Origin of the sequence: Streptomyces sp. DSM 110735 (genome assembly GCF_016482685.1) — a bacterium.
In the GTDB taxonomy this organism is placed as follows: domain Bacteria; phylum Actinomycetota; class Actinomycetes; order Streptomycetales; family Streptomycetaceae; genus Streptomyces.
The window spans coordinates 51316-76830 of the sequence record NZ_JACYHF010000015.1 but is presented as its reverse complement, the minus strand read 5'-3'; the positions used below and the strand labels follow the sequence as shown (position 1 = coordinate 76830).

At 71.4% G+C, this 25515-nt stretch carries 26 protein-coding genes and 1 pseudogene; 11 read left to right on the top strand and 16 right to left on the bottom strand.

The window, feature by feature from the left end; genetic code table 11:
* Positions 1-82 precede the first annotated feature (82 nt).
* Both IF655_RS22005 and IF655_RS22000 read right to left on the bottom strand, forming a co-directional pair.
* Complete coding sequence (locus IF655_RS22005; protein ID WP_018548425.1) at positions 83-763, bottom strand: response regulator transcription factor; 681 nt, start codon at positions 761-763, stop codon at positions 83-85.
* Complete coding sequence (locus IF655_RS22000; RefSeq protein ID WP_199586731.1) at positions 760-2055, bottom strand: cell wall metabolism sensor histidine kinase WalK; 1296 nt, start codon at positions 2053-2055, stop codon at positions 760-762. The genes IF655_RS22005 and IF655_RS22000 overlap by 4 nt, the downstream gene beginning before the upstream one ends.
* A 237-nt stretch (positions 2056-2292) precedes the next feature.
* On the opposite strand from IF655_RS22000, the gene phoU reads away from it, so the two are divergent.
* Together phoU and IF655_RS21990 are read left to right on the top strand one after the other, a co-directional pair.
* Entirely contained in the window at positions 2293-2988 is a 696-nt protein-coding gene (gene phoU / locus IF655_RS21995; RefSeq protein WP_199586730.1) for a phosphate signaling complex protein PhoU, read from the top strand.
* A gap of 342 nt (positions 2989-3330) precedes the next feature.
* Positions 3331-3483, top strand: a complete 153-nt coding sequence (locus IF655_RS21990) for a hypothetical protein (RefSeq protein WP_199586729.1) — start codon at positions 3331-3333, stop codon at positions 3481-3483.
* Between the two features lie 997 nt (positions 3484-4480).
* On the opposite strand, the gene IF655_RS21985 is transcribed toward IF655_RS21990, so the two are convergent.
* A complete protein-coding gene (locus IF655_RS21985) occupies positions 4481-4966 on the bottom strand; it encodes a DUF4265 domain-containing protein (protein ID WP_199586728.1) in 486 nt (161 codons plus the stop codon).
* Between the two features lie 142 nt (positions 4967-5108).
* Here IF655_RS21985 and IF655_RS21980 point away from each other — a divergent pair, with 142 nt between their 5' ends.
* Together IF655_RS21980 and IF655_RS21975 are read left to right on the top strand one after the other, a co-directional pair.
* The gene (locus IF655_RS21980; protein ID WP_199586727.1) at positions 5109-5924 is read left to right on the top strand and encodes a class I SAM-dependent methyltransferase; all 816 of its coding nucleotides are present in this window, start codon (positions 5109-5111) and stop codon (positions 5922-5924) included.
* Positions 5925-5967: 43 nt separating this feature from the next.
* On the top strand, positions 5968-6636 hold the full coding sequence (locus tag IF655_RS21975; RefSeq protein ID WP_199586726.1) for a YdcF family protein: 669 nt from the start codon (positions 5968-5970) through the stop codon (positions 6634-6636).
* Positions 6637-6719: 83 nt separating this feature from the next.
* On the opposite strand, the gene IF655_RS21970 is transcribed toward IF655_RS21975, so the two are convergent.
* Positions 6720-7481: a phosphoglyceromutase gene (locus IF655_RS21970; protein WP_199586725.1), complete on the bottom strand. Its 762-nt coding sequence runs from the start codon at positions 7479-7481 to the stop codon at positions 6720-6722.
* 199 nt (positions 7482-7680) lie between these two features.
* On the opposite strand from IF655_RS21970, the gene IF655_RS21965 reads away from it, so the two are divergent.
* Entirely contained in the window at positions 7681-8997 is a 1317-nt protein-coding gene (locus IF655_RS21965; protein WP_199586724.1) for an MFS transporter, read from the top strand.
* 12 nt (positions 8998-9009) lie between these two features.
* On the opposite strand, the gene IF655_RS21960 is transcribed toward IF655_RS21965, so the two are convergent.
* Complete coding sequence (locus tag IF655_RS21960; protein WP_199586723.1) at positions 9010-9456, bottom strand: DUF2000 domain-containing protein; 447 nt, start codon at positions 9454-9456, stop codon at positions 9010-9012.
* Here IF655_RS21960 and IF655_RS21955 point away from each other — a divergent pair.
* Complete coding sequence (locus tag IF655_RS21955; protein ID WP_199586722.1) at positions 9455-10303, top strand: AraC family transcriptional regulator; 849 nt, start codon at positions 9455-9457, stop codon at positions 10301-10303. The genes IF655_RS21960 and IF655_RS21955 overlap by 2 nt on opposite strands.
* A 7-nt stretch (positions 10304-10310) precedes the next feature.
* Here IF655_RS21955 and IF655_RS21950 read toward each other — a convergent pair whose 3' ends face one another.
* Together IF655_RS21950 and mshA are read right to left on the bottom strand one after the other, a co-directional pair.
* A complete protein-coding gene (locus IF655_RS21950; RefSeq protein WP_199586835.1) occupies positions 10311-10847 on the bottom strand; it encodes a YbjN domain-containing protein in 537 nt (178 codons plus the stop codon).
* A 305-nt stretch (positions 10848-11152) separates the two neighbouring features.
* On the bottom strand, positions 11153-12490 hold the full coding sequence (gene mshA, locus IF655_RS21945; protein WP_199586721.1) for a D-inositol-3-phosphate glycosyltransferase: 1338 nt from the start codon (positions 12488-12490) through the stop codon (positions 11153-11155).
* A 276-nt stretch (positions 12491-12766) separates the two neighbouring features.
* Between mshA and IF655_RS21940 the strand changes: the two genes are divergently transcribed.
* From IF655_RS21940 to IF655_RS21930, 3 genes are all read left to right on the top strand, one after another.
* The gene (locus IF655_RS21940) at positions 12767-13582 is read left to right on the top strand and encodes a class I SAM-dependent methyltransferase (RefSeq protein WP_199586720.1); all 816 of its coding nucleotides are present in this window, start codon (positions 12767-12769) and stop codon (positions 13580-13582) included.
* Between the two features lie 272 nt (positions 13583-13854).
* Positions 13855-14982 carry a C40 family peptidase gene (locus IF655_RS21935; RefSeq protein WP_199586719.1) on the top strand — a complete coding sequence of 376 codons (1128 nt, stop codon included), beginning with the start codon at positions 13855-13857 and terminating at the stop codon, positions 14980-14982.
* Between the two features lie 333 nt (positions 14983-15315).
* Entirely contained in the window at positions 15316-16623 is a 1308-nt protein-coding gene (locus tag IF655_RS21930) for a PP2C family protein-serine/threonine phosphatase (RefSeq protein WP_199586718.1), read from the top strand.
* Between the two features lie 773 nt (positions 16624-17396).
* On the opposite strand, the gene IF655_RS21925 is transcribed toward IF655_RS21930, so the two are convergent.
* The 3 genes from IF655_RS21925 to IF655_RS21915 form a co-directional block, all read right to left on the bottom strand.
* A complete protein-coding gene (locus IF655_RS21925) occupies positions 17397-17690 on the bottom strand; it encodes a DUF2516 family protein (protein ID WP_206776255.1) in 294 nt (97 codons plus the stop codon).
* A gap of 109 nt (positions 17691-17799) precedes the next feature.
* The gene (locus tag IF655_RS21920) at positions 17800-18423 is read right to left on the bottom strand and encodes a hypothetical protein (protein ID WP_199586716.1); all 624 of its coding nucleotides are present in this window, start codon (positions 18421-18423) and stop codon (positions 17800-17802) included.
* An 80-nt stretch (positions 18424-18503) separates the two neighbouring features.
* On the bottom strand, positions 18504-18992 hold the full coding sequence (locus IF655_RS21915) for a helix-turn-helix domain-containing protein (RefSeq protein ID WP_199586715.1): 489 nt from the start codon (positions 18990-18992) through the stop codon (positions 18504-18506).
* A 106-nt stretch (positions 18993-19098) separates the two neighbouring features.
* Here IF655_RS21915 and IF655_RS21910 point away from each other — a divergent pair, with 106 nt between their 5' ends.
* On the top strand, positions 19099-19485 hold the full coding sequence (locus IF655_RS21910; RefSeq protein ID WP_199586714.1) for a hypothetical protein: 387 nt from the start codon (positions 19099-19101) through the stop codon (positions 19483-19485).
* Entirely contained in the window at positions 19482-19655 is a 174-nt protein-coding gene (locus IF655_RS21905) for a hypothetical protein (RefSeq protein WP_199586713.1), read from the top strand. Before IF655_RS21910 ends, IF655_RS21905 begins: the two co-directional genes overlap by 4 nt.
* A 12-nt stretch (positions 19656-19667) precedes the next feature.
* Here IF655_RS21905 and IF655_RS21900 read toward each other — a convergent pair whose 3' ends face one another.
* The 6 genes and pseudogenes from IF655_RS21900 to IF655_RS21875 all read right to left on the bottom strand — a co-directional run bounded on the left by IF655_RS21900 (position 19668) and on the right by IF655_RS21875 (position 25494).
* Positions 19668-20159: an HAD domain-containing protein gene (locus IF655_RS21900; protein WP_199586712.1), complete on the bottom strand. Its 492-nt coding sequence runs from the start codon at positions 20157-20159 to the stop codon at positions 19668-19670.
* A 15-nt stretch (positions 20160-20174) separates the two neighbouring features.
* Positions 20175-21188, bottom strand: a complete 1014-nt coding sequence (locus IF655_RS21895) for a phosphotransferase family protein (protein ID WP_199586711.1) — start codon at positions 21186-21188, stop codon at positions 20175-20177.
* 228 nt (positions 21189-21416) lie between these two features.
* Positions 21417-22142, bottom strand: coding sequence for an HAD-IA family hydrolase (locus tag IF655_RS21890; protein ID WP_307815005.1), 726 nt, complete (start codon positions 22140-22142; stop codon positions 21417-21419).
* Between the two features lie 29 nt (positions 22143-22171).
* On the bottom strand, positions 22172-23077 hold the full coding sequence (locus IF655_RS21885) for a FadR/GntR family transcriptional regulator (protein ID WP_199586710.1): 906 nt from the start codon (positions 23075-23077) through the stop codon (positions 22172-22174).
* 112 nt (positions 23078-23189) lie between these two features.
* Positions 23190-23831: pseudogene (locus IF655_RS21880) on the bottom strand (hypothetical protein); the annotation flags it as partial.
* Between the two features lie 421 nt (positions 23832-24252).
* Complete coding sequence (locus IF655_RS21875) at positions 24253-25494, bottom strand: GNAT family N-acetyltransferase (RefSeq protein ID WP_199586708.1); 1242 nt, start codon at positions 25492-25494, stop codon at positions 24253-24255.
* Between the last annotated feature and the right edge of the window lie 21 nt (positions 25495-25515).

Sequence of the window (25515 nt, the reverse complement as noted above, 5' to 3'; positions counted from 1 at the left end):
ACGTACGACACACGAAGGGTGGGCGCCCCGGAATCCCGGGGCGCCCACCCTTCGTCGTACCGCCCGATACCGCCGGTACGGCTTACGGCTCGAACTTGTAGCCAAGACCGCGCACGGTGACCAGGAAGCGCGGCGCGCCCGGATCCGGCTCGATCTTGGCGCGCAGGCGCTTGACGTGGACGTCGAGGGTCTTGGTGTCGCCCACGTAGTCCGCGCCCCACACCCGGTCGATGAGCTGCATCCGGGTCAGCACCCGGCCCGCGTTGCGCAGCAGCATCTCCAGCAGGTCGAACTCCTTCAGCGGGAGGTCGACCTTGGCGCCGCCGACGGTCACCACATGGCGGTCCACGTCCATGCGGACCGGACCCGCCTCCAGCGCCGCCGGGGTGACCTCCTCCGGCTCGCCGCGCCGCCGCAGCACCGCGCGGATGCGGGCGACCAGCTCGCGCGAGGAGAAGGGCTTGGTCACGTAGTCGTCGGCCCCTATCTCCAGGCCGACGACCTTGTCGATCTCACTGTCCTTGGCGGTCACCATGATCACCGGGACGTTGGAGCGGCCGCGCAACTGACGGCACACCTCCGTACCGGGCAGCCCCGGCAGCATCAGGTCGAGGAGCACGAGGTCGGCGCCGTTGCGCTCGAACTCTTCCAGTCCGTCGGGGCCGGTCGCCGCCACGGCGACCTCGAAGCCCTCCTTGCGGAGCATGTACGACAGGGCGTCGGAGAAGGACTCCTCGTCCTCGACGACGAGCACTCGGGTCACGGAAGGACCTCCGGGGCGGGAAGCGGTTCGTAAGGGGATGAGTCGCCTGACCCGTCCTCGTCGTCGAGGCCGGGGTGCTGTGCCGCGCGGGCGCGGGCGGCGCCCGCCTCCGGCAGTCGCAGGGTGAAGGTGGAGCCCTGGCCCTCGGCGCTCCAGACCGAGACCTCGCCGCCGTGCGAGGCGACGACGTGCTTGACGATCGCGAGCCCGAGACCGGTGCCTCCGGTGGCGCGCGAGCGGGCCGGGTCGACGCGGTAGAAGCGCTCGAAGATGCGCTCCTTGTCCTTGTCGGAGATGCCGATGCCCTGGTCGGTGACCGCCAGCTCGATCAGGTCGCCGCCGGGCGCGGCGACCCGCCGGGCGGCTATGCCGACGCGGGTGCGGGCCGGGGAGTAGTTGACGGCGTTCTCGACCAGGTTGCCGAGGGCGGCGGCGAGCTGGCCGCGGTTGCCCCAGACGCGCAGTTCGGTACCGGCGCGGCGACCGCCGCCCTCGGAGGCGGGGCGCTCGGGACCCTGGATCGCGGCGGCCATGGTGATCTGCTTCGTACCCGCCTGGTGGCGGCAGCGGTCGACAGCCTCGGCGACCAGCTCGTCCACCCGGACCGGCTCGGCGTCCTCCAGCGGGTCGTCGTTCTGCACCCGGGAGAGGTCGATCAGTTCCTGGACCAGGTTGGTCAGCCGGGTCGCCTCGATCTGCATCCGGCCCGCGAAGCGCTGGACCGCCTCGGGGTCGTCGGAGGCGTCCATGACAGCCTCGGAGAGCAGGGAGAGGGCGCCGGTCGGGGTCTTCAGCTCGTGGCTCACGTTGGCCACGAAGTCGCGTCGTACCGCCTCGATGCGGCGGGCCTCGGTCAGGTCCTCGACCAGCAGCAGCACCAGGCGGGAGCCCAGCGGGGCGACGCGCGCCGAGACCGCGAGTGCCTCGCCGCGTCCGGTGCCGCGCCGGGGCAGGTCCAGCTCGACCTGGCGTATCTCGCCGTCGCGCCGGGTGTCCCTGGCCATCTGGAGCATCGGCTCGACCGCGAGCTTGCCGCCCCGGACCAGACCGAGGGCGTACGCGGCGGAGCTGGCCTTGACCACGGCGTCCGCCTCGTCCAGTACGACCGCCGAGGAGCGCAGCACCGACAGCACGGTGTCCACGCCGGGCGGCAGCACCGCGTCGGTGTGCAGCGAGGTCCGGGTGGGCCGCTTCTGGTCGCGCTCGCTCCAGCGGAACGCCAGCACGGCGATGACGCCGGTGAGCACCCCGGCGATCGCCGCCGCTGCGGCGACCGCCGCGTTCACGTCCATGTGACCAGGTTAGGCATGGGGTACGACATGCCCACAGCCACCGGAGTGCGACCTCGGACACTCGTCGCCCAGAGTTCACCTTCAGGCCAGTGGGCGTTCACGCCGGGTGGCGGAAACGGACGCGTACGGGGCGGAACGTGGGAGCGTGGGGCGGTGTGGACGTGGGTCCGCGCGAGGAGCCCCGGCTGTACGCAGGACTGTACGTATACGTAGGACTGTCTGTAGGAGAGGGAACCGATGCGGGACGCGTACCACGAGGAACTGGACTCGATCGGCGACGGTCTGGTGGAGATGGCCCGGCTGGTCGGCTCGGCGATCGGGCGCGCCACCACCGCCATCCTGGACGCCGATCTGAAGCTGGCCGAGAGCGTGATCGAGGCGGACCAGAAGGTCGACGAACTCCAGCACGACCTGGAAGCCCGGGCGATAGCCCTGCTGGCCCGCCAGCAGCCGGTGGCCACCGATCTGCGCATCGTCGTCACGTCGCTGCGCATGTCCGCCGATCTGGAGCGCTCGGGCGACCTCGCCCAGCACGTGGCCAAGCTGGCCCGGCTGCGCTTCCCCGAGCGGGCGGTCCCGCAGTACCTGCACGCCACCATCCTGGAGATGGGCCAGCTCGCACAGCGGCTCATGGCCAAGGCGGCGGAGGTCATCATCACCAAGGACGTCGACCTCGCGCTCCAACTGGAGCAGGACGACGACGAGATGGACCTCCTCCACCGCACCCTCTTCCAGCACCTGATCGACGACCGCTGGAAGCACGGCATCGAAACGGCGGTCGACGTCACGCTGCTGGGCCGCTACTACGAGCGGTACGCGGACCACGCGGTGGCTGTCGCGAAGCGGGTGGTTTATCTGGTGACGGGGGAGCACGCGGACGAACTCCAGCAGCAGGATGTGCCGCCTACGGGGGGCGGGGCGGAACAGGGGTGAGGGGGAAGGGGGTTGAGGGCAGGGCGGTGGTCTCCGGGACCCGGTGAAGTGTCCAGCGGGTGCCGGGGGTTACCGGCGATGGCTGGCAGGACGGGAGTTGCCGGTGGGGCGGAGGGTTGCCGGCGGGACGGCCGAGGCTTTTGGGGACCCCCATACGTGACACGGGAGTTGCGTGCGGGGCGGGCGAGGCGCGGTGAACCTCCCTGCCCCTGCCGGGACTTGCCCGGGGGCGTGCGGACGCCCCCATGCGCCCTGAATGCGCCGTTGATACCCCGTAGGCACGGCCCTGGAATTGGGCATGGAACGGTCGGGGCCATCTGGCCCCCGTGTCGAGGAGGACCCATGCCCGAATCCCCCACCACACCCGACCCCACCCAGCCCGAGCCCACGGACCACCCCGCCAACCCCCTCTCCCTCCCCCTGATCGCCGCCTGCGGCTGCGGCTCGGGCTGCGGCTGCGGCTGCCAGTCGGGGGCGCCTTGCCAGTGCGGCTGAGGATGTACGGGCGGTGAGGGGGTCGGCCTGTCAGTGGGGCGGGACCCCTCATTGCCTGAACGGCGGCGCGGCGGCTTTGCTCTGCGAAAACAACGCGACTGGTTGGAAGCCCTGTTGACCTCCGACGACGAGGCCGCGACAGACGCCCTGACCGCCCTCCGCGCCAACGCCTCATACGTGATCTAGGGAAGAGAGCACTTCGTCACCGGAGTTGGCTCACGCCTACGCACGCGTCTACGACTGACCCGCTACCACGACACGGAGGCTCTGGACCTGGAACACGCCGTAGCTCAACCCAGAGGCATCGATGCAGGCGCGCAGCCGCTCGCTCCCGCTAATCGGCCTTGGAGGCACACCCGTCGTAGGAATCGTCACGGAGTTCAGAGCGAGAACACCCCTTCCACCCCAGCGAAGATCCGGTCACCGGAGCTCTGTCTCGCTCCCTAACGTCGCCGGCGCCGGTCAATAGCGCTGCACAACACTTCGAACCAACTCACGCAGAGATACCGCAGTCTCCACAACCAGCCCCTTCGCTTTCTTTGGCGCTGAGGCCCCAAGCCGTGTGACACCCCTGCAGGCACTGGAGGTTGGCGGAGCATCAGTGCCCGACTTCGTCCGCCACCACCGTGTAGGTGGCAAAAGCCGTTCTGGCCAGCAGAGTTTCGACAAGCTAGGCCCTGCCGCGTCACACCAGCACAACGTCCCATGGATCGATTCTGACGTGGGCAGGAGGAGTAGAAGCGCCAGAACCAGTTTGAGAAGCCTGAGAGATTCAGGGAGACGCTCGCTGAACTGCAGCGCAACGCGTGTCAAGTCTTGTGCTAGCGCTGGCGTTTCCTGGCTGCACGCCCTTGGAGTTCTGCGAGCGCGTCACCCACGCCCCGGACGCTCCCCCCGACCACGGCGCGCACCCGCTTCCTCAATCGCGTGGCTCTCCGCGCGCCCCGCATCCGCTGTCGGCGCCGCCACCCACCAACAGCGAACAGCCTGGGGAACGTCAGTCGGCGGAAGCAGCCCGCCACTGCACAGTGACGCACCCCTCCTCCATGTGCCACCACTCCTTGTCGACGCCGTGCCGGAGCAGCCGTTGCACCTTGGCGAGGTCGGCGGTGGGCGGAATATCCAGGGCGCCGATCCCGAACCGCTCGATGCCCTCTCCGCCGACGCCGAGCCCCCGGAACGCGTTGAGCACGCTCTGCCGTGCCGGTCGAGAGCCGCCGTCCCGGAGCACGATCAGGCGGACGGTGCAGTTCTCCGAACGCCGGACCACCTCACCACCCCACCGCACGCCCTCCTCATCAGCCTCGGTGGCCACGACGTCCCCACAGGCAATACCCCGCACGAACCAGGGCACGTTGTCGAGCCGCACGGTGCCGTCCCCCAGATCGACAGCCCACAGACTCTCCACGGAGACCGGAGGCCAGTCGTCCTCGACCTCCATCCGGAAGTGGACCTTCACGTAGGGGATTTCGGGGTTGGTCACGCTGTCCACTCCGCCCCAGGATGCCGCCATGCCGGACACAGAAGGCGAGCCTCTGACACGGCAAGACCCAGGCGCCCCAGCCGCCCGCCACGATCCTCAAAAAGCCTGGGCCGGTCCACTTGTCACGAACCAGAATGCCCGCATGACGCATCCCGAGCTAGCGCCGGAGATCATGAGGTTCTACACCGAGACCGCCGACGAGGCGGACAGGCTGACCACCACGGCCGACGGGCGCCTGGAGATGGTGCGCACCCGGGAGTTGCTGCGCCGGTACCTGCCGACACCACCGGCCCGCGTGCTGGACGTCGGAGGCGGCCCCGGCGCCCATGCCCGCTGGCTGGTCGAGGACGGCTACGGCGTGCACCTCGTCGACCCGATCCCCCGGCACGTCGATCAGGCCAGGGGGACCGGCGCCACCGTCGAAATCGGTGATGCCCGCAGCCTTACGGCCACGGACGCCTCCTTCGACGTGGTCCTGCTGCTCGGACCGCTGTACCACCTGGTCGCCCGCACCGATCGCGACCAAGCACTTGCCGAGGCTTACCGCGTACTCAAGCCGGGCGGCCTGCTGGCCGTGGCCGGCATCAACCGGTACGCCAGCCTTTTCGAACACGCCGCGTTCGGACACCTCCACAAGGAGCCGATGCGGAACAGCATCGGCCAGATCCTGGCCTCGCAGATCCACGACGGGAAGAAAGCGTTCACCGCGGCCTACTTCCACAGCGGCGAACAACTCCGCGACGAAGTGACGGCCGCGGGCTTCACCGAAACCCAGGTCTTCGGCATCGAAGGACCAGCCTGGTCCATGCTCGCCGCAGCCGAACGAAACACCGGCGGCGACTTCCGGGACACCCCGCTTTTCGAATCAGCACTGACCGCAGCGCGCATGGCCGAGCCGTACCCCGAGCTTCTGGCCGCCAGCTCGCACCTGCTGAGCATCGGGCGTCGACCGACCTGAGCGCCTGCGCTCTGCAGCGGCGACGGTGACCGGGGAGAGACAAGTGGGCGAGAACCAGCAGGCCATCACCGAGGACCAGTGGCAGCGGGCCGCGCTGATCTGGGACTACCACCAGATGCACCACGCGCTGCGTCCCGTCGACGTGGCGATCGGACTCGGCAGTCACGACCTCGGCGTCGCCACCCACTCCGCCGAGCTGTACCACGCCGGACTGTTCCCCACCCTCGTCTTCACCGGCGGCAACAGCCCCACCACCGCCCAGGTCTTCCCCCGAGGCGAAGCCGTCCACTTCCGCGAACACGCCATCACCCTCGGCGTCCCCACCGAAGCGATCCTGCTGGAACCGAACGCCGCCAACACCGGCCAGAACATCACCCTCTCCCGCGACATCCTCACCACCGCAGGCATCACCCCGACCACGATCCTGCTGGTCTCCAAGCCCTACATGGAACGCCGCTCCTACGCCACCGCCCGCAAACTGTGGCCCGACGTCCAGATCCTCTGCGCCTCGGAACCACTCGAACTCGACGACTACGTGAAGTCCATCGGCAACGAGAAACTCGTCCTGGACATGCTCGTCGGCGACCTCCAGCGGGTCATCGAATACCCCAAGCGCGGATTCGCCATCGAGCAAGAAGTCCCCGAGGACGTGCACGGAGCGTACGAATCCCTCATCCGCGACGGCTTCACCAGCCGCCTCATCGTGTCCTGACAACCGGCGGACCAGAGACGGCCCCACCAAAAAGCCCCCGCCTTGCCGAGAAACAGCAGGTCGGGGGCTCTGTGGCGGTCGCGTTACTTCTTCTTGCCCTGGTTCTTCACAGCCTCGATCGCAGCAGCCGCCGCCTCCGGGTCCAGGTACTTCCCGCCACGCGTCACCGGCTTGAAGTCCGCGTCCAGCTCGTAGTAGAGCGGGATGCCCGTCGGGATGTTGAGGGACGCGATGTCCTCGTCCGAGATGCCGTCCAGGTGCTTGACCAGGGCGCGGAGGGAGTTGCCGTGGGCGGCGACCAGGACCGTGTTGCCGTCGAGGAGGTCGGGGACGATGTTGTCGTACCAGTAGGGGAGCATGCGGACGACGACGTCCTTGAGGCACTCCGTCTGGGGGCGCAGCTCGGGGGGGAGGTCGGCGTAGCGGGCGTCGTTGAACTGGGAGTACTCCGCGTCGCGCGGGAGGGGCGGCGGCGGGGTGTCGTAGGAACGGCGCCAGAGCATGAACTGGTCCTCGCCGAACTCGGCCAGCGTCTCCGCCTTGTTCTTGCCCTGGAGCGCGCCGTAGTGCCGCTCGTTCAGGCGCCAGCTCCGGTGGACCGGGATCCAGTGGCGGTCCGCGGCCTCCAGCGAGAGCTGGGCCGTGCGGATCGCGCGCTTCTGGAGCGACGTGTGGACCACGTCGGGCAGCAGGCCGGCGTCCTTCAGCAGCTCACCGCCGCGGACCGCCTCCTTCTCGCCCTTCTCGTTGAGGTTGACGTCCACCCAGCCGGTGAACAGGTTCTTCGCGTTCCACTCGCTCTCGCCGTGGCGGAGGAGGATCAGCTTGTACGGTGCGTCGGCCATGGGTCAGAGCGTAATCCACCTCCGGAACGGCCGTCCCGGCTGCCCACGGCACCGCCGACAGCGCCGCCGAAAGCACCGCCGACGGCACCCATCGCCGTACCCACGGTTGACGGCATCTGTTAATTGAGTGGCTCCCGACAACACCGCCATCGTAAGTTGCGCTCACCGCCAGCACCGCTTACCGGGGGGTCCCGCCCACATGTCCGCGTTCGCCGCGCCCGTCGGCCGTCTCACATCGGCCGTCCGCGCCTCCGTCTCCGGTATGCCCCGCGCCTTCTGGTGGCTGTGGACCAGCACCCTGATCAACCGGCTCGGCGCGTTCGTCGCCACCTTCATGGCGCTGTATCTGACGCTCGACCGCGGCTACTCCGCCTCGTACGCCGGTCTCGTCGCCTCCCTGCACGGGCTCGGCGGGGTCGTCTCCTCGCTGGGCGGCGGGGTGATGGCGGACCGGTTCGGCAGGCGGCCGACGCTGCTGGTCGCGCAACTCTCCACCGCCGCCGCGGTCGCCCTGCTCGGTTTCGTGCGCGACCCGGTCGCCATCGCCGCCGTCGCCTTCCTGGTCGGCGCCGCCTCCAACGCCTCGCGGCCCGCCGTGCAGGCGATGATGGCCGACATCGTGCGCCCCGAGGACCGGGTCCGCGCCTTCTCGCTCAACTACTGGGCGATCAACCTCGGTTTCGCCGTCTCCTCCATGGGCGCCGGTTTCATCGCCCGCTACAGCTACCGCGCCGGGTTCCTCATCGAGGCGGGGATGACGCTGATCTGCGCGGTCGTCGTCTTCCTCAAGCTGCCCGAGTCCCGCCCGGCGCCCGCCGCCAAGGAGACGGGGGACCAGGTCGGTCTCGGCACCGTGCTGCGCGACCGGCGGTACATGGCGGTCGTCGGGCTGTCCTTCCTCATCGCGCTGATCTTCCAGCAGGGCTCGGTCGGACTGCCGGTGGCCATGGGCCGCGCCGGGTTCTCCCCGGCGGACTACGGTCTGGCCATCGCCGTCAACGGCATCCTCATCGTCGTCCTCCAGATCCCGGTCACCCGCTTCATCGAGCACCGCGACGCCCGGATGCTGCTGGTCGTCTCCTCGCTGCTCGCGGGGTACGGCTTCGGGCTCACCGCCTTCGCCGGGTCGGTCGGGCTGTTCGCGCTGACGGTCGTGGTGTGGACCCTCGCCGAGATCGTCAACGCGCCGACCCAGACCGGGCTCGTCGTCCGCCTCTCCCCCGTCCACGGGCGCGGGCGCTACCAGGGCGTCTACGGACTGTCCTGGTCCGCCGCCGCGCTGGTCGCCCCGCTGGTCGCCGGCGCGGTGATCGACCGGTTCGGCGCGGCGTGGCTGTGGGGCGGGTGCGCGGTGATCGGCACGGTGGCGGGGCTCGGGTACGGCGTGCTGATGCGGGGGCTGCCGAAGGAGGAGACGGTCGCCGTCCAGACCGACCCGGTCCAGGCGGAAGCCGTCCCGGCGGACACCGGCGCCGAGGTCTCCGACAGTGCCCCCGCGGAGCTGCGCACCGCCTGACTCCGCACGCCGCTACGGGTGCATCCGCGCCCCCTTCACCACCTTGTCCACCCCGTTCCTCGGGCCGTACACCGCGAGACCGACCAGGTCGAGTTCCGCCGTGGGTACGGCCCGTACGGCTGCCCGGTTGTCGTGGTCGTTGCCAGTGGCGAAGAGGTCGGCGGTGAACAGGGCGCGGGGCAGAGCGCGGGTGAGCGCACGTGTGTGGGCGGCACACAGGGTCTCCTTGGAGCCCTCGAAGACCATCACGGGCTGCCGGAACATGGGGAGGTAACCCACACCGTCCGCGTCTTCGTACGGCGCGCCCACCACCTCGGGCACCTGGCTGCCCAAGCCGCTGACCAGGAACGCGGTGACGTTGAGCCGCTGCCAGGTCTCCAGGTCGTCCCGGAGCAGCACGGCGATCTTGGTGTCGAACCGGGTGACGGGACCATCGGCGGAAAGGGGCTGTTCGTTCATGCCCCGAGACTGCCGACCGGGGCGCGGCAGCGTCTTGTACGTTGTTTGCGTGCCCTCCGACCAGCGTGACGTCTCCGCCTGGCGCCCACGGGTGCCGGGTGTCGTGGAGGTGTTCCACGCGCGTTTCACGGAGTACGCGTATCCGATGCACGTCCACGACGCCTGGACGCTGCTGATCGTGGACGACGGCGCGGTGCGGTACGACCTCGGGCGGCAGGAGCACGGGACTCCGCGCGACACGGTCACCCTGCTGCCGCCGCATGTGCCGCACAACGGCGCCGCCGCGACCCCGGACGGCTTCCGCAAGCGGGTGCTGTACCTCGAAGAGAGCCTGCTCGGCGAGGAGTTGATCGGTGCCGCCGTGGACGGTCCCGACCTCGTGGACGCGGTGCTGCGCGAGCGGGTGGGGCGACTGCACGGAGCGCTGCGCCGGGCGGGGGACGAACTGGAGGCGGAGAGTCGGCTGGCGCTGGTCGGGGAGCGGTTGCGGGGGCATCTCAGGCGGCTGGAAAGGCAGTCGGGTCGCCCTGATCCCGTACTGGCCCGTCTCCTACGGGAGTTGCTGGACGAGCAGATCGCCGGGCGGCTCACCCTCGCGGACGCCGGTCGGCTGCTGCATGCCCATCCCGCCCATCTGGTACGGACGTTCAGCGCCGCCTACGGCATTCCGCCCCACCAGTACCTGACCTCCCGCCGCGTCGGTCGCGCCCGTCGTCTTCTGCTCGACGGTCTGCCGCCGGGCGAGGTCGCGACGGTCACCGGATTCTGCGACCAGGCTCATCTCACGCGGCATTTCAAGCGGTTGGTGGGGGTGACTCCGGGGCGCTACCGGAGCGGTCGCGCCTGACGCCGCGTCAGCTTTCTTCGCGGCGGAGCAGGTGCGCGAAGGCGTCCAGGTTGCGGGTGGACTCGCCTCGGGAGACGCGCCAGGCGTGTTCCTTGCGGATCGCGGTGGCGAAACCGAGTTCCAGGAGGGTGTTGAAGGCGCCGTCGGCCGCTTCGAGGACCTGGCCGAGGAGGCGGTCGATCTCGTCGGGGGTGACGGCGGCGAGGGGGAGGCGGGCGGTGACGTAGATGTCGCCGAGGCGGTCGACGGCGTAACTCACGCCGTACAGCTTGAGGTTGCGCTCCAGGAGCCAGCGGTGGACGCCGCCCTCGTTCTCGTCGGGGTGCCGGATGACGAAGGCGTTCACGGAGAGGGTGTGGCGGCCGACGAGGAACGACACGGTGGTGGAGAGCTTGCGGGTGCCGGGGAGCTTGACGACGTAGGACCCGGTTTCGGGGCTCTCCCACTCCAGCTCGGCGTCCTTGAGGGCGTCCTCGATGACGCGCGCGGCGCTGTCAGTGTCGGTGTCGACCGTGTGCGCGTCGCCTGTGTGCGCGTCGCCCATGTGCGCCTCGTCCGTGTGCGCTTCACCCATGTTCGCCCCGTTACCCATGTTCGCCTCGCCCATGTCGTCAGCCCCCATGGGGGCACGGGGTCATGTTTCTCGGACCACCCATGTCCGTCCCACCCATGTCGGGCGCGTCCATGTGAGCACGGCCCATGTGCGCACCGCCCATGTCGGCCGTCACCAGGCAGGCGGGCGCCTCCATGTCGGCTGCGCCCATGTGCGCACCACCTATGTCCGCCGCCCCCATGTGGGCACCACCCATGTGGGCACCACCCATGTGAGCACCGCCCACAGCCCCCACCTCACCCATGCGGCGAGCGTACGCGACGCCGGTGTGTCGCCATCGCGGCCGTGTACACGTCCGCCGTCGCCGCCGCCGAGGCGTCCCAGCCGAAGCCGAGGGCGTGGCGGGCGGCGGCGGTGCCCATGTGGGCGGAGAGGGTGGGGTCGTCGGCGAAGCGGCTGAGGACGCGGGCGTAGGCGGCCGGGTCGTGGCCATCGACGAGGAAGCCGGTCTCGCCGTCGCGGACGGCGACCGGGAGACCGCCGACGGAGGCGGCGATCACCGGTGTGCCGGTGGCCTGCGCCTCGATGGCGACGAGCCCGAAGGACTCGCTGTAGGACGGCATGACCAGCACGGACGCGGCGCGGAACCAGTCCGCGAGCTGTTCCTGTCCGACCGGCGGGCGGAACCGTACGACGTCCGCGATGCCGAGCCGCGCGGCGAGCTTCTGCAGCCCCTCGGGCTTGGCCAGTCCGCTGCCGCTGGGTCCGCCAACGACGGGCACGACGATCCTCGGGCGCAGCTCGGGGCGCTCGTCCAGCAGATGGGCGACGGCGCGGAGCAGCACGTCGGGAGCCTTGAGGGGCTGTATCCGCCCGGCGAAGAGGGGGATCAGGGCGTCCTGCGGCAGACCGAGCCGGGCGCGGGCGGCGGCGCGGCCGTCGGAGACGCGGAAGCGGCCGAGGTTCACACCGGGGTGGACGACGGCGACCTTGGCGGGGTCGGCTTCGTAGTGCCGGACGAGTTCGGCGGCTTCCTCGGCGGTGTTGGCGATGAGCCGCCCGGCGGCGTGCACGATCTGGGTCTCACCGATGACGCGCGCGGCGGGCTCGGGAGTGTCACCGGCGGCCAGGCTGGCGTTCTTGACCTTGGCCATGGTGTGCATGGCGTGGACCAGCGGGACGCCCCAGCGCTGGGCGGCGAGCCAGCCGACGTGCCCGGAGAGCCAGTAGTGGGAGTGGACGAGGTCGTAGTAGCCGGGGCGGTGTCCGGCCCATGCCTGCATCACGCCGTGGGTGAAGGCGCACAACTGGGCGGGCAGGTCCTCCTTGGCCAGACCCTCATAGGGACCCGCGTCCACGTGCCGGACCAGGACGCCGGGGGCGAGCTGGACGGTGGGGGCGAGGTCGCCGGAGGTGGCCCGGGTGAAGATCTCGACCTCGATGTTGATCGCGGCCAGGCGCTGGGCCAGTTCCACGATGTAGACGTTCATGCCGCCCGCGTCGCCGGTGCCGGGCTGGTGGAGCGGGGAGGTGTGCACGGAGAGCATGGCGACCCGGCGCGGCTTGCGGTGCAGCCTCAGCCGGGGCGGCGCCGCCGGGGAGCGACGCCCGAGCCTGCTGACGTACTGGCTCACGTGGCGTTCCTCCTCCTCGGCACGGCCATGACGACCGGAGGACCGACCCAGCCCTCCCGGACGTGCAACACCCGACGGGTGTCCGCCCATTTCCCGATGACCGGCCCGATCAAGCGGCTTTACCCAATCATGACCATGATTCGCTCAACCGTTCGGGATCGGCGCGAGTCCAGGACCGGCGCGCCACCGGGAACGGCACGAGTCCGGACCGGGACGCACCCCGGCCCAGCACACACCCGGACGGACCCCCCTCCCCGCCCGCTTACCCTCGTATCCATGGCATCCCGCGCGACCTCCCGACCCGTAGGCACGGTGACGCGCGGTACCACCAACCCCAACCGGCTGCGCCGCATGGACCGCTGGATCGCGGCCACGCACGGCGCCGAGCTGCGCCGCGCGGACGCGCCGGTCGCCGTCGACCTCGGCTACGGCGCCGCGCCCTGGACCGCCGTGGAGCTGCTCGCCCGTCTGCGTACCGCCGCGCCCCGCGCCCAGGTGGTCGGCGTCGAGATCGAACCCGAGCGGGTCGCGGCGGCGCGGCCGTACGAGCGCGAGGGGCTGACCTTCCGGCACGGCGGGTTCGAGATCCCGGTGCCGGGGCGGCCGACGCTGATCCGGGCGGCGAACGTGCTGCGGCAGTACGACGAGGAGCAGGTCGCGGCGGTGTGGCGGCGGCTGTGCGCGCGGCTCGCCCCGGCGGACGGTGTCTCGCGCGGCGGGCTCCTTGTCGAGGGGACGTGCGACGAGATCGGGCGGCGGCACGTGTGGGTCGCGCTCGGTCCCGAGGGTCCGCGCACGGTGACCTTCGCGACCCGGCTCGGCTCCCTGGAGCGCCCCTCCGACCTCGCCGAACGGCTGCCGAAGGCGCTGATCCACCGCAACGTGCCCGGCGAACCGGTGCACGCCTTCCTGCGCGACTTCGACCGCGCGTGGGCCGGCGCCGCGCCCTTCGCCTCCTACGGCGCCCGCCAGCGCTGGCTGCGCACGGTCCGGGACCTGGCGGCCGACTGGCCGGTGACGGACGGTCCCGCACGCTGGCGCCAGGGCGAAGTCACCGTGGACTGGGCCGCGTTGGCACCTCGCGGACACTGAGCGCGCACCGAGCCGGCACTCAGCGGGCACTCAGCCCCCAACTGCCCCGGGAAACACGGTGGAACGATCTCCGTGCGCTGTACGTCACACCCGCGGAAGATCGTCGTAACCGCTCCCTTCGGGGGGAAGTGCGGGAGGGGCGAGTGTCGTAGCGGTCCGAAAGAGGCAACAGGGAGTACGACTTCGTACGACCTCTGTCACTTCGGGCCCATTCGTGGCACGATCCCTCGGGCAGCACAGGTTACTGACGGTAAATCAGTTTGGGGGGACGTATGGGTTCGGGCAAGCGCGGACTGCTCGCCGCCGCCGTGACCGTGGTCTGCGCGGTGACCGTACTGGCAGGCGCCGGTACGGCGTTCGCTTCGGTGCCGCCCGACCCCTCCGCGCCGCCGACCGCGTCCGGCTCGCCCTCGCCCACGCTCCCGGGGAGCCCCGCGCCGGGCGCGGCGCCGACGCCCGCCCCCGACAAGGACCTGGAGAAGATCCGCAAGCAACTCGACCGGCTGTACCACGACGCCGCCGTCGCCACCGACGCCTACAACGCGGCGGAGGAGAAGGCGGAGAAGCAGTCCGCGCGGGTCGACGACCTCAACGAGCGGATCGCGGAGGGCGAGAAGAAGCTGAAGCGGCTCAAGGACCAGGCGGGCGCCGCAGCCCGCGCCCAGTACCGCAACGGCGGACTGCCGCCCACCGCGCGGTTCCTGCTCAGCGACGACCCGCAGCAGTTCGCGGACTCGGCGGCGACGATCCTCAACGGCGAGCGGGCGACCAGGAAGCTGCTCACCGAAATGGCCCGCACCCAGAAGGAGTTGCAGGCCGACTCGGACGACGCCGCCGCCCGGATGAAGAAGCTGGAAGCCGACCGCGAGGACAAGGCAGCCGCGAAGAAGAAGATCAAGAAGCGGATCGCGGACGCCGAACTCGTCGAATCCGGGCTGGAGAAGAAGGAGAAGGAGCGGCTGGCCCAACTGGAACGGCAAGCCGCGCACGCGGCGCAGACCGCCTGGGTGGACACCGGCGTCCTCGACGGCATCAGCGACAAGACCTCCGCCGAGGGGAAGAAGGCGGTCGCGTTCGCCACCGCCCAGCTCGGCAAGCCGTACGTGTGGGGTGCCGAGGGTCCCGACTCCTTCGACTGCTCCGGGCTCACCTCGCAGGCGTGGGCGGCGGCGGGCCACCCGATCCCGCGCACCTCGCAGGAGCAGTGGCGGCAGCTTCCCCATGTGGCGGTGAAGGACATGCGCCCCGGGGACCTGATCATCTACTTCGACGACGCCACGCACGTCGCGATGTACGCGGGCGACGGCAAGATCATCCACGCGCCGCGCCCCGGACGCACGGTGACGGTGACCGGCGCCGGGACGATGCCGATCCTGGGCGTCGTACGACCGAACGGCTGACCGCCGCCCCCGGCGAAGCCGTACGCCGTCCGGCGGGACCCGCGCGACCCCGGACGCCCCCGTACCCGCGTGCCCCGCACCACCCCCCGCGCCCCCGTACCCGTGTGACCGACTCCACCCGGACCCCCGTCCGCCGAGTGAGCTTCGTCATCCCGGCGCGGTCCGGCGCACCCCGAACCCCCTTGCGCCGCACGGCACATGGCGGGCACCCGCACGCGAGCGACGCGGCTCACACCATTCCGCCGGAACCGCCGCAACCGCTATGGTCACCCGACGGTGGATCGAGACCCCTCGACACCACCACCCTCGGGGGGAGCGAAGGAACCCAGGAAGATGCCCGTACCCATACCGCGGCAGAGGGCGATCCCGGCCGTGGAAAGTGGTCAGGCGCGGGCCGCCACCGTGTTCGGCGGCCCCCTCGAACAGGAGGCCGGCCGCGACACCACGCCCCACGGCGCCACCGCCGGACCGCTCACCCTGCTGCTGATCGAGGACGACCCGGCCGGGCCGATCGTGCCCGAGCTGCTGGACGCCTCCGGCAAGCCCATCCGCGTCCGCACCGCCCGCAACCTCACCGAGGCGGGGCGGCTGCTGACCGACGACGTCCACTGCATCCTGCTGGACCTCGCGCTGCCCGCCTCCGGGCGCCCCGAGGACCCCGACGAGCTGGCCGTACTGCGCCAGGTGCTTGAGCTGGCCCCCCGGCAGGCGGTGATCGCGCTGACCGCCTCCGGCGACGCCGAGCGCGGCGCCGAAGCCGTGCGCGTGGGCGCCCAGGACTATCTGTTCCGCGACGAGCTGGACAGCAGGCTGCTCAACCGCGCCATCCGCTACGCCGTCGAGCGCAAGCGCTCCGACACCGCCGAGCGGCGCCTGGCCGAGGGCAAGCTGCGCGCGCAGGAGAACCGGCGCCTGGAGCGCGGTCTGCTGCCGACCCCGCTCCTTGAGGGCTCCGGGCTGCGCTTCGCCGCGCGCTACCGCCCCGGCCGCTCCCGCGCACTGCTCGGCGGCGACTTCTACGACGCCGTACGCACCCCCGACGGCACCGTGCACGCCATGATCGGCGACGTCTGCGGCCACGGCCCGGACGAGGCGGCACTCGGCGTGGAGCTGCGCATCGCCTGGCGGGCGCTGACCCTGGCCGGGCTGTGCGGGGACCAGCTCCTGGACACCCTCCAGGAGGTACTGGTCCACGAGCGCGCCCACGAGGAGATCTTCGCGACCCTGTGCACGGTGGACATCTCCCCGGACGGCCGCCGCGCCGGACTGTGCCTGGCGGGTCACCCGTCCCCGCTGCTGGTACGCCCCGGCGCGGGCACGCCGGTGCCGCGCCTGCTGCCGTACGAGAACAACGGTCCCGCGCTCGGGCTGCTGCCCGGCGCCCGCTGGCCGCGCATGCAGGTCGAGCTGGGTGCCGAGTGGAGTCTGATGCTCTACACCGACGGACTGATCGAGGGCCATGTCGGCACCGAGGGCGACCGCCTCGGCCAGGACGGCATGACCGCCATGATCCACCGCCAGCTCTCCGAGGGTCTGCGCGGCGAGGAACTCCTGCGCGCGGCGGTCAACGAAGCCCGCGACCTCAACGGCGGCGACCTCACGGACGACGTGGCGGTCGTGCTGCTGGAACGCCAGCGGTAGCGGTCCCCTGGGGGCGGCGGAATGGGGCTGGTCCCTTGTGGCGGCTGCCCGGGAGGGGCTCGGGGGGTGGCCGACCGGGAAGGCTCCTGGGGCGGCTGACCGGTGGCGGCCCTTGAGGCGCCGATCGGCCCACGGCCCCTTGAGACGGCTCACCGGGAAACCCCCTGGAGCGGCAGACTGGTGGCGGTCCCTTGAGATGGCTGACCAGGAACGGCCTCTTGGAGTGGCGGACCGGTGGCGCCCCCTTGAGGCGCCTGATCGGCCCACGGCTCCTTGAGACGGCGGACCGAGAACCGGACCGTCGGAGCGGCGACACGGTGGCGCTCGCCTCGGCGCCGTGGCCCGGGCAGCGGGTCTGTCGTAAGGGCAGAGCCGCAGCGCCCCTCAGGGGTCACCGACCGGGGAGCGGGCGCCACGGAACCGCGGTGCGGCGGCGGTCGTCTCGGGACGGCGATGCGGCAGCAGGCGCCTCGGGACGACGGTGCGACAGCAGGCGCCTCGGGACGACGGTGCGGCAGCGGGCGCCTCGGGAGGGCGGTGCGACAGCAGGCACGTCGGGACGACGGTGCGACAGCAGGCACGTCGGGACGACGGTGCGGCAGCAGGCGCGTCGGGACGGGCGCATCAGGTGCGAGCCCCTTGGGGCGGTGCGCGGGAACGGGTGCGGTGGGGCGCTCCGCGGCGGGGCGGGGCCCGTGGTCGGGGGGGCTGGTCCGGCGCCGGGCAGGTCTCGGCGGACCCGCACCCCGTGCCCCGCTGAAGCCCCGCAGGGCTCAGCGGCGGGTGCGGTTCCAGAGGCGCCCGCCGGAGACGCGGGTGAGGGCGGGGCGGACGTCCACGAAGAAGACGATCGTGGCGACCAGGCCCGCGAGCTGGAGGAACAGCATCGGCACGAGCAGGTTCACCGCGACGGCGACGCCGAGGATGATCAGCCAGAAGCCCTTGTTCTGCTTGTCGGCCGCGCGGTAGGCGTCCTCGCGGAACAGCAGCGCCATGGCGAAGGCCACCACGGCCAGGACGAGCATGGCGGTGTAGAGCAGCCACATCACGTCACCGAACGCCGTCATCAGCACAGTGCCACCACCCGGTTCGAGTCGTCAGTAAAGCCACCGTACCCAGAGAACGGGCCGGGCACCCCGATGGTGCCCGGCCCGTTTCCGGTGGTGTCCGCCGGTGTCACTTGGCGGGCGGCGTGGTCTTCTTCGCGGTCGGCGGCGTCTTGCGGGCGGCCGACGGGGACTTCTTCGGGGCGACCGGCTTCTTCGCGGCGGCGGCCGACTCGGGCGTGGTGACCGGCGTGGGCTGCGCCGTGAGCGGGGTCGCGGCGGGGGCGGGGGCCGGGTCGGGCGCGCCCTCGACGGCGATGGCGAGGTCCTCGATCTCCTCGGCCGCGTCACCGCGCCAGGTCTTCACGGCCTGCTCGCCGTGCTCGGCGACCTTCTCGTAGGTCTCGCGGGCCTTGACGGCGTACTCGGCGGCGACGCCGACACCGCGCAGGGCGAAGTCCTGGGCGGACTCGCCGAGCTTCTTGATGTCCACGTCGAGGGTGCCGAGGAGCTGGTTGAGCCGGGACTGCAGGCCCTCCTGCGCCTCCTTGGCGCGGGCGGTGGCCTTGGCCTGGACCTCCTTGGGGTCGGTGGCGCGCACCTTGTCGATCCGGGCCGGAGCCTCGGTGCGGAGCTGCTCGACCAGCGCGGGCACCTTCTTGGCCTGCTGGAGAGCGAGATCGGCGGTTCCGGCGGCGAAGTAGAGCGGGGTCGGGTCGCTGAAGGTCTTGCGCAGGTCGTCGGTGATGGCCATGGTGAGGGTCCTCCCGGATTCGATTCGCGTTCGGCTGAGGTTGTGCTGGTCCGCGTGCGGCGACCGGAGCCCTGGTCCGGCTACTGTCCGGCCGTCCGCCGCGGACCGGCATCGCTGCCGCCGGCCGTGCGGGTGCCGCGTGCGGTGGTGTCGCCCGTGTCGTCCTCGGCGCTGCCGGGCCGTTCCTCCTCCGTCGCCTCCTGCTCCGAACCGCCGGTCCCGAATCCGTTCTCCTTGCGGAAGGACTCGTAGATCTGGAGCAGCACCTGCTTCTGCCGCTCGTTCAGCGAGGGGTCGGCGAGGAGGACGGCGCGCGTCTCGACCTCGTCCCGGTCCCGTTCGGCGTCGAGGATTCCGGCGCGGACGTACAGCGTCTCGGCGGAGATGCGCAGCGCCTTGGCGACCTGCTGCAACACCTCCGCGCTCGGCTTGCGCAGCCCGCGCTCGATCTGGCTCAGGTACGGATTGGACACCCCGGCGGCATCGGCGAGCTGCCGCAGCGAGAGCTGAGCGTTGCGCCGCTGCTCGCGCAGATACTCACCGAGATTGCCGACGTTGAGCGATGCCATGCCTCCACCATGCCTCACCCTTGCTAACTATTGCAAGCATCCGCTAGCAGAAGTGTGTCGCCGACGGGGATGGCGGTCCGCCCCTGCCGAGATCCATGATCCGGTCATGGACATCTCCCACGACGGATCGGAGTTGGCGCCCCGCCTCCAGGACGCCGACAACAACCTGTCCGGCATTCTGCGGGGGCGCGACACCTCGTCCGTGGCCGCGCGGTTCGTCGGGGCGGGGTGGAGGTCCCGGTCGTCGTCGTGGGAGGGGTACGAGGTCGGGACGGACTGGTGCGAGGTGGAGCTCGATCCCGTCGGCAGGAGGGAGACCCTGCTGAACGGTGTCGTCGACCCGGACGGACTCGACGCCCTCGCGGCGCTGCTCACCCGCGTCGGGGTGAGCTTCCAGCTCGAACTGTGCGACGAGAGCGGCAGGACGGTCCGGGAAGTCTCCGGGGGGACTCAGCCCCGGTCGCCCGGTGCCCCGGGCGGAGCCGGAGAGTGAGGGCTTCCAGCTTCCGGCTCGCTGGCGACAAGGCGATCCTCACGGACGAGACCCTGGAACCGATCGACGCGATCGTGTCGCCCGGTACGGACGTCGGGCGGCACGACCTGGACTACGCCCCGCCCGCCATGGAGCGCCGCCGCTTCCCGGAGGACCGCCCGGCAGCGTGATCCCCGGGCTGCCTAAGCGGAGATTCCCTGCTCCCCCAGCCACCCCCGCACCGCCCCGAAGTCCGCCTCCGTCAGTCCGTACACATGGTTCACCCGGTGCAGCAGCGCCGGTCCCCGGTGATGCACGGCGACCCACGCGCGGTCGGCTTCCGTCAGCTCGTCGTCGATCCAGACGAACGGGCGTCCCGCCGCCCACGCCACCAGGGGCTGTGTCTTCCAGTGGAGCAGTCCCGGCGGCTCGTCCTCGTCCGGCCACTCGACGACCGGCAGCGGGGGCAGTCCGAGCCAAGGGGCGATGATCTCGTTGGCCTCGTCCATCCAGGTGGACGCCCACACCAGTTCGCAGCCCAGCGCGGTCAGCCGCGCGCCCAGGGCGGGGTCGACCCGCCAGAGCAGCGGATGCCCCTCGGACGGTCCGGCCACGCCCCGCTCGTACACCGGGTAGGCGCTGTCCGGCGCCCCGTAGGGGATGAGGGCGCCGTCGACGTCGAGGAAGAGCAGCATGTCCGGCAGGATGTCCTATCCCCGCCGCCACCGCCGCAGCGCGTCCGCGACGGACGGGGCGTCCGGCGGGGTGAGGCTCAGCGGACCCGCGGCTTCCGCCAGGACGGCGACGAGCTTGCGCGCCGCCTCGGTCACCGGGGTGGGGGCGGGCGGCAGGGACAGTGCCGTACGGATCACGTCGGTGAAGACGGACTGCGCGCGCTTGTAGGCGAGCAGCCGCTCCAGGTCGTGCCGCCAGCCGCGGGTGGCTCCGGGTCGTACGGCTTCGGCGACCGCGCTCCACCGCTCGGCCATGTCCCGCGCCTGCGGGTCCGGGTAGCGCATCAGGTGGAGGTGGGTCGCGAGGTCGTAGAGGGGGTCGCCGACCATCGCCAGCTCCCAGTCGATGACCCAGAGGACGCCGCCCGGGTCGACGATCAGGTTCTCCCGGTGCAGGTCCGCGTGGAGGAGCCGGAAGGGACGGCGGGCCAGCCCCGAGACCTGCTTGCGGAGGTGGGTGAAGGACTCCTCCTCCAGCCCCAGCTCCGCGAACAGCTCCCCGAACCGGTCGAGGTTGGCGCGGTACACCTGGTGCTCGGTGAAATGGACGAGCCGTTCCAGGAAGCCGTCGGTGTCGCCGTCCGCCGGACGGTCCTGCTCCTGGCAGCGCCGCTCGACCGCGAGAGTCCAGGGATCGACCCGGGCCAGCCTGCCGAAGAGCCGGACGACCTGGTGGGCGAGCAGCTCCGGGACCTGGGTACCGGAGGGGTGCAGCGCGCCGAGCGTACGGCCCTCCACGAACCGCATCAGCCGCAGCCCGCCGACCTCCACGATCTCCGGTACGCCCCGCACCCTGCCGCCGAGCGCCGCCAGCAGCCGCTCCTCGGAGGCGAAGCAGCGCCGGTCGAACCAGAGCAGCCCCTCCCTCGGCTCGCGGCACTTCCACCGCCCCGCCCTCTCCCCGCCCGCCTCGCCCGGCAGGGGGAACACATACGTCTCGTGGTGATAGCCGTGCAGCGGACCTTCGATCACGCTGTCGTCGCCGCTCATCTCGGCAGCGCGCTGCCGAGCGGGGGAAGTCGTTCCGTGGGACATGCGCCCGTATCTCTCGCCGTGCGCGCCCTGCCCGGGGGGCGCGAAGTGGCAGCAAGGTACCGGTTTTCCGGCCGGGTGGCGGTCGTTACGGCCGCGCCGCTCCGTACCCGATCGCCCTGAGCGGCGAGCGGACGTACACACGTACCAGCGACGCGACCGCAGCACCCGGAACCGGAGCGTCCGCTAGCTGCGCAGCGCCACGAGGAGGGGCTCCAGGGAGGGCAGGACCGTGCGCGCGCCGGAGTCGCCCAGGAGCCCCGCGCGGCGCTCGTCGCGGGCGTAGCCGACGAAGCGGACGCCCGCCGCGCGGGCGGCGACGACGTCGGCCGGGGAGTCACCGATCATCAGGGCGGCGGAGGGTTCCGCGCCCAGGGCGTCCAGGGCGCGGTTGAGGCAGTCGGGGTCGGGCTTGAGGCGGTGCGGGTCGGGGGTGCGGCCGTAGACGTGCGGGCCGAAACAGCCGGTCAGACCGCGTCCCGCCAGATAGGCGTGGACCACGAGCGGGGAGTTGTTGGTGGTGATGGCGAGGCGGGAGCCCACCGCCGTCCAGGTGCGGATCAGCGGGTCGGCGTAGGCGGTGGGCATCGCGGAGGCGGCGGCGCGCAGCTCCTCCTCGGTCAGGAGTCGCTCCAGCTCCGCCACCAGCTCGCTGCCGGGATGGGCGCGGTCCACCGCGCGCAGCACCACCTGGGGGTCCAGGGTGCCCCGCTCGGCGGGGGTGAGCAGCCCGGTCAGCCCGCGCTCCGCCAGCCAGTCCACCAGCCCGACGGCCACGCTCTCCGCCGTGTGCCCGGCGAACAGCCGGCAGATCGGTCCGTCGAAGTCCCAGAGCACGATCCGGGTGCCGATCAGTTCCCGTAGCTTCTCGATCTCGTACGCGGTCGGTTTCTCAGCCGATTCGGTCGCCACCGGTTCAGTCTGCGTCGTCGTCTCAGAAGTCACCAGGAGAGTGTCAGGTCCGATGCGATGGTTTCCCAGAGGGCGTCGAACCAGTTCTGCGACTGCTCCACGAACGCGGCGTCCCGTCGGCCCGCCCGCTGGTCGAAGGAGAACAGCAGGGACTCGGAGCCGAGCGTGTCGTACATCTCCAGGGTGCCGCTGTCGGTGGGCTCCTCGCGGCGCGTGACCATGTAGTACGCGTACAGCGCCTCGGTGCCGTTGAGCAGGTAGAGCTTGGCGGGCGGGGTGAACGGCAGGGCGCGGAAGGTCACGTTCACCTCGACGCCGTGGGTGGAACGCAGAGCCTCCAGGTTGTACTGGAGGACCTGCCCCTGGGCGTTGCGCATGGCCAGCCAGCGCCGGTGCACCGGGTCGTCGTCGCGGTGGCGCGCGGGGTCCTGGTCCGGTGCGCGGGGGGCGGCCGAGACCGGGAAGGCGAGGTCGATGTCCCGGGAGGGCAGCAGCACGCGGACGTCGATGCGCTCGGGGCGGACCCTGCCCTCGTGGATCAGCCGCAGCGGCTCACCGAGGGCGGGGGTCAGGCTCTGCGCGGTCAGGCACACCGCGTCCACGCGGACGTGCGGCGCGGTGAACGCCTCGGCCAGGCGGGGGGCGAGTCCCACCATCGTGGGCTGCGGCTCGTCCAGGGCGGGGGCGGGTTCCGCGATCCTCGGCGGGCTGCCCTTGCTGACCCCGCTGAGCAGACCGGCGCCGTGCAGCACGCGCAGCGCCTGGCGCACGGCTCCGCGCTCCACGCCGAACTCCTCGGCCAACTCGGCTTGAGTGGGCAGGCGTTGGCCCGCTCTGAGGTCGCCGCTGCGTATGCGTTCCCGGAGGGTGTCGGCGATCTCCTGCGCGGTACGCCGCCCGCCGTTCACGGCCACGTTCTCCTGGGTCACGACCAAACGGTACAACTTACCGTCATCTTCCGGGAGTTGTTCCGAGAAGGAACCAAGTGGGAGCCATGGCCAGAGGAGTTGGCAGCCAACTCGGAGCAACGGGCGAGCGGACGCGGTCCTACGACGTCAGCACCAGCTCCGAGCTGATCGTCCCCCACAGCGCCTCGAACCACTTGCGGGACTGGTCCACGAACGCGGTGTCGCGCGGCGCCGCCCCCCGTTCGAAGGCGAACAGCATCGCGCGGGTGCCCTCCGCGTCGTACACCACCAGATGCTCATGTGCGACCTCGCGCTCCAGCTTGGCGAGCGTGTAGTACGCGAAGAGCGCCTCGGAGCGGCCGAGCAGATAGAGCTGGAGGGGCGGGGTGAACGGCAGGGCGCGGAAGCGGACTTGGACGTCGACACCGTGCGTGGTGCGCAGGGCCAGCAGGTTCTCGCGCAGCACCTGCGCCTGGGCGTTGCGCAGCGCCAGCCAGCGGCGGCGCAGCACCGGGGCGTCGTGACCTGCGGCGCGGTCGTCGGCGGGGGCGGGGAAGGCGAGGTCGATGTTCCGGGAGGGCAGCAGCACGCGGACGTCGATCTTGGCCGGTTCGAGCCGCCCGGCGTGGATCTGCCGCAGCGGCTCGCCGACGGCCAGGGTGAGGGAGACGGAGGTGAGACAGAGCGCGTCGATCTCGACGTGCGGGGCGGCGAAGGCTGCCGCGACGCGCGGCACGAGGGCCGCCATGGTGGGCTGGGGAGGCGCGGGGGCGCCGGGCCCGGTGGCCACGTCGTGCTGTGACCGCCGTGACCTCTTCCGGCCAGTGGTCGAGGTGTGTTCCGGGTCCACGAGAAAACGGTACAACTTCCCGCCATCTTGCGGCAGTTCACCGAAAGGTGGTTATGAGCCGCTTCCAGGCGGCTATAAGAAGAGGGAGTTGGTAGCCAACTCGGCCAACATGGCCCAGGTTTCCAGTGGTTGGCCGCCGGGCTCCCTTCCGGAGGGGAGCCGGGAGTCCGGACAGGGGACGGCCACCGGAGCGCACAGCCACAACTGAATCGGCACAGCCACAACCGAACATGACAGCGCACAGCCACAACCGAAGAGCGCGTGGCGGGTCGGGATCAGGTCCCGGCCGCGCCCACGCGCACCGTTCGTTCGCTACGGATCTCCAGTCAACGTCAGCGCGAGAAGGGACCGTTCAGAACACGTCGGGGCACCACTGCCGCCCGGACGTACGGAACAGGGCGTCGGCCTCCCGGGCGGCGCCCGTTCGCTCTTCCCGGATCCGTCCGAGCCCGGCGAGCCGCGTCAGCGAGCCGTCGCCGAGCCACACGGTCGCCAACTCCGCGACGGGCAGCGTGAGATCGGCGCTCGCACCGGGCGCCGGGGTGCAGGAGGCGCCCTCGGGGGACACCTCAAGGCGGTAGCGTCCGCCGGCCGGACCGCCCTCGTCCAGCACGTCGAGGACGAGCGCACCGGTCCGCTCGTACGTCCGCGCCTCCAGGGCCGCCGCGACGTCCAGGATCCGCACCCACAGCCAGTCGGAGTGCCGCTCGATCCGCGCCGCGCGCGGGTCGGGCAGCAGATGGGGCAGCAGGTCGTCCGGGGAGCGGCGACCGGACTTCACCCTGGTCACCCAGTCGATCGAGCACAGGAACCGCCACAGGTCCGCCTCCGCCGCCGGGGTGGCACCGAGCAGCCCGTCCACGACCACGGCGTACCGGGGCTGCTCACCGAGACTCGAGTCGACCTCGCAGCGGTACGTCACCAGTCCCTCGACCTCGCCGGAGGCGGAGCGCAGCACCGCGTGGTACGGCTCGGTCCAGTCGCCGCCGAAGCGGAGGACGCCGGTGCGGGACTCCCACCACACCTCGCTCCGGTCCAGGAAGCCGGGCAGGGCGGGGCGCAGCTTCTCGTAGAAGGCGGGACCCAGTTTGCGCACCTCGGCGCCGTCCACCAGGTCGATCCGGGCGCCGTCGGCCGGGACCGGCGGGCGCGCGTCGAGCCCGGAGCGGGTGACGTCCACGCTCCAGGCGGTGGCGTGGGTCGCGGGTCCGAAGCCGTAGCGGCCGTAGATCGGGTACTCGGCGGCGATCAGGGTCGCGAGGGCGTCACCGCGCTCCTCGGCCGCCGCGAGGTCGCGGCGCATCATCTCGGTGAGCAGACCACGGCGGCGGTGGGTGGGGCTGACGGTGACGTTGGTGACGGCGTTCGACCGGACCGGCGCGCCGCCGACCGCCGTGACCTCCTGCGCGAAGGAGCGGAAGGTGCCCACACAGCGACCGCCGTCGAAGGCGCCGAGCGAGCGGCTGTTCCCGAAATGCCGTCTGTTCGCCTCCAGTTGATCAGCAGTCGGGGCCGGCCCCAGCAGGAAGCCGGTGTGCATGGCGCGCTGCCATTCCTCGAACTCGTCCTCTTCGACGGGTCGGATCTCGATCATGTGGGTCACGGTAGGTGCGGA

Excerpts from the sequence above, each read along its gene's own strand:
- IF655_RS21960 (WP_199586723.1), bottom strand. The coding sequence starts at position 9,456 with ATGAACGAACAGCCCCTTTCCGCCGATGGTCCCGTCACCCGGTTCGAC.
- IF655_RS21965 (WP_199586724.1), top strand. The coding sequence starts at position 7,681 with ATGTCCGCGTTCGCCGCGCCCGTCGGCCGTCTCACATCGGCCGTCCGC.
- IF655_RS21925 (WP_206776255.1), bottom strand. The coding sequence starts at position 17,690 with ATGACGGCGTTCGGTGACGTGATGTGGCTGCTCTACACCGCCATGCTC.
- IF655_RS21950 (WP_199586835.1), bottom strand. The coding sequence starts at position 10,847 with ATGGGCGACGCGCACACAGGCGACGCGCACACGGTCGACACCGACACT.
- IF655_RS21930 (WP_199586718.1), top strand. The coding sequence starts at position 15,316 with ATGCCCGTACCCATACCGCGGCAGAGGGCGATCCCGGCCGTGGAAAGT.
- IF655_RS21990 (WP_199586729.1), top strand. The coding sequence starts at position 3,331 with ATGCCCGAATCCCCCACCACACCCGACCCCACCCAGCCCGAGCCCACG.
- phoU (WP_199586730.1), top strand. The coding sequence starts at position 2,293 with ATGCGGGACGCGTACCACGAGGAACTGGACTCGATCGGCGACGGTCTG.
- IF655_RS21955 (WP_199586722.1), top strand. The coding sequence starts at position 9,455 with ATGCCCCGAGACTGCCGACCGGGGCGCGGCAGCGTCTTGTACGTTGTT.
- IF655_RS21940 (WP_199586720.1), top strand. The coding sequence starts at position 12,767 with ATGGCATCCCGCGCGACCTCCCGACCCGTAGGCACGGTGACGCGCGGT.
- IF655_RS21935 (WP_199586719.1), top strand. The coding sequence starts at position 13,855 with ATGGGTTCGGGCAAGCGCGGACTGCTCGCCGCCGCCGTGACCGTGGTC.
- IF655_RS21895 (WP_199586711.1), bottom strand. The coding sequence starts at position 21,188 with ATGAGCGGCGACGACAGCGTGATCGAAGGTCCGCTGCACGGCTATCAC.
- IF655_RS21875 (WP_199586708.1), bottom strand. The coding sequence starts at position 25,494 with ATGATCGAGATCCGACCCGTCGAAGAGGACGAGTTCGAGGAATGGCAG.
- IF655_RS21915 (WP_199586715.1), bottom strand. The coding sequence starts at position 18,992 with ATGGCATCGCTCAACGTCGGCAATCTCGGTGAGTATCTGCGCGAGCAG.
- IF655_RS22000 (WP_199586731.1), bottom strand. The coding sequence starts at position 2,055 with ATGGACGTGAACGCGGCGGTCGCCGCAGCGGCGGCGATCGCCGGGGTG.
- IF655_RS21980 (WP_199586727.1), top strand. The coding sequence starts at position 5,109 with ATGACGCATCCCGAGCTAGCGCCGGAGATCATGAGGTTCTACACCGAG.
- IF655_RS21920 (WP_199586716.1), bottom strand. The coding sequence starts at position 18,423 with ATGGCCATCACCGACGACCTGCGCAAGACCTTCAGCGACCCGACCCCG.
- IF655_RS21910 (WP_199586714.1), top strand. The coding sequence starts at position 19,099 with ATGGACATCTCCCACGACGGATCGGAGTTGGCGCCCCGCCTCCAGGAC.
- IF655_RS21900 (WP_199586712.1), bottom strand. The coding sequence starts at position 20,159 with ATGCTGCTCTTCCTCGACGTCGACGGCGCCCTCATCCCCTACGGGGCG.
- IF655_RS21970 (WP_199586725.1), bottom strand. The coding sequence starts at position 7,481 with ATGGCCGACGCACCGTACAAGCTGATCCTCCTCCGCCACGGCGAGAGC.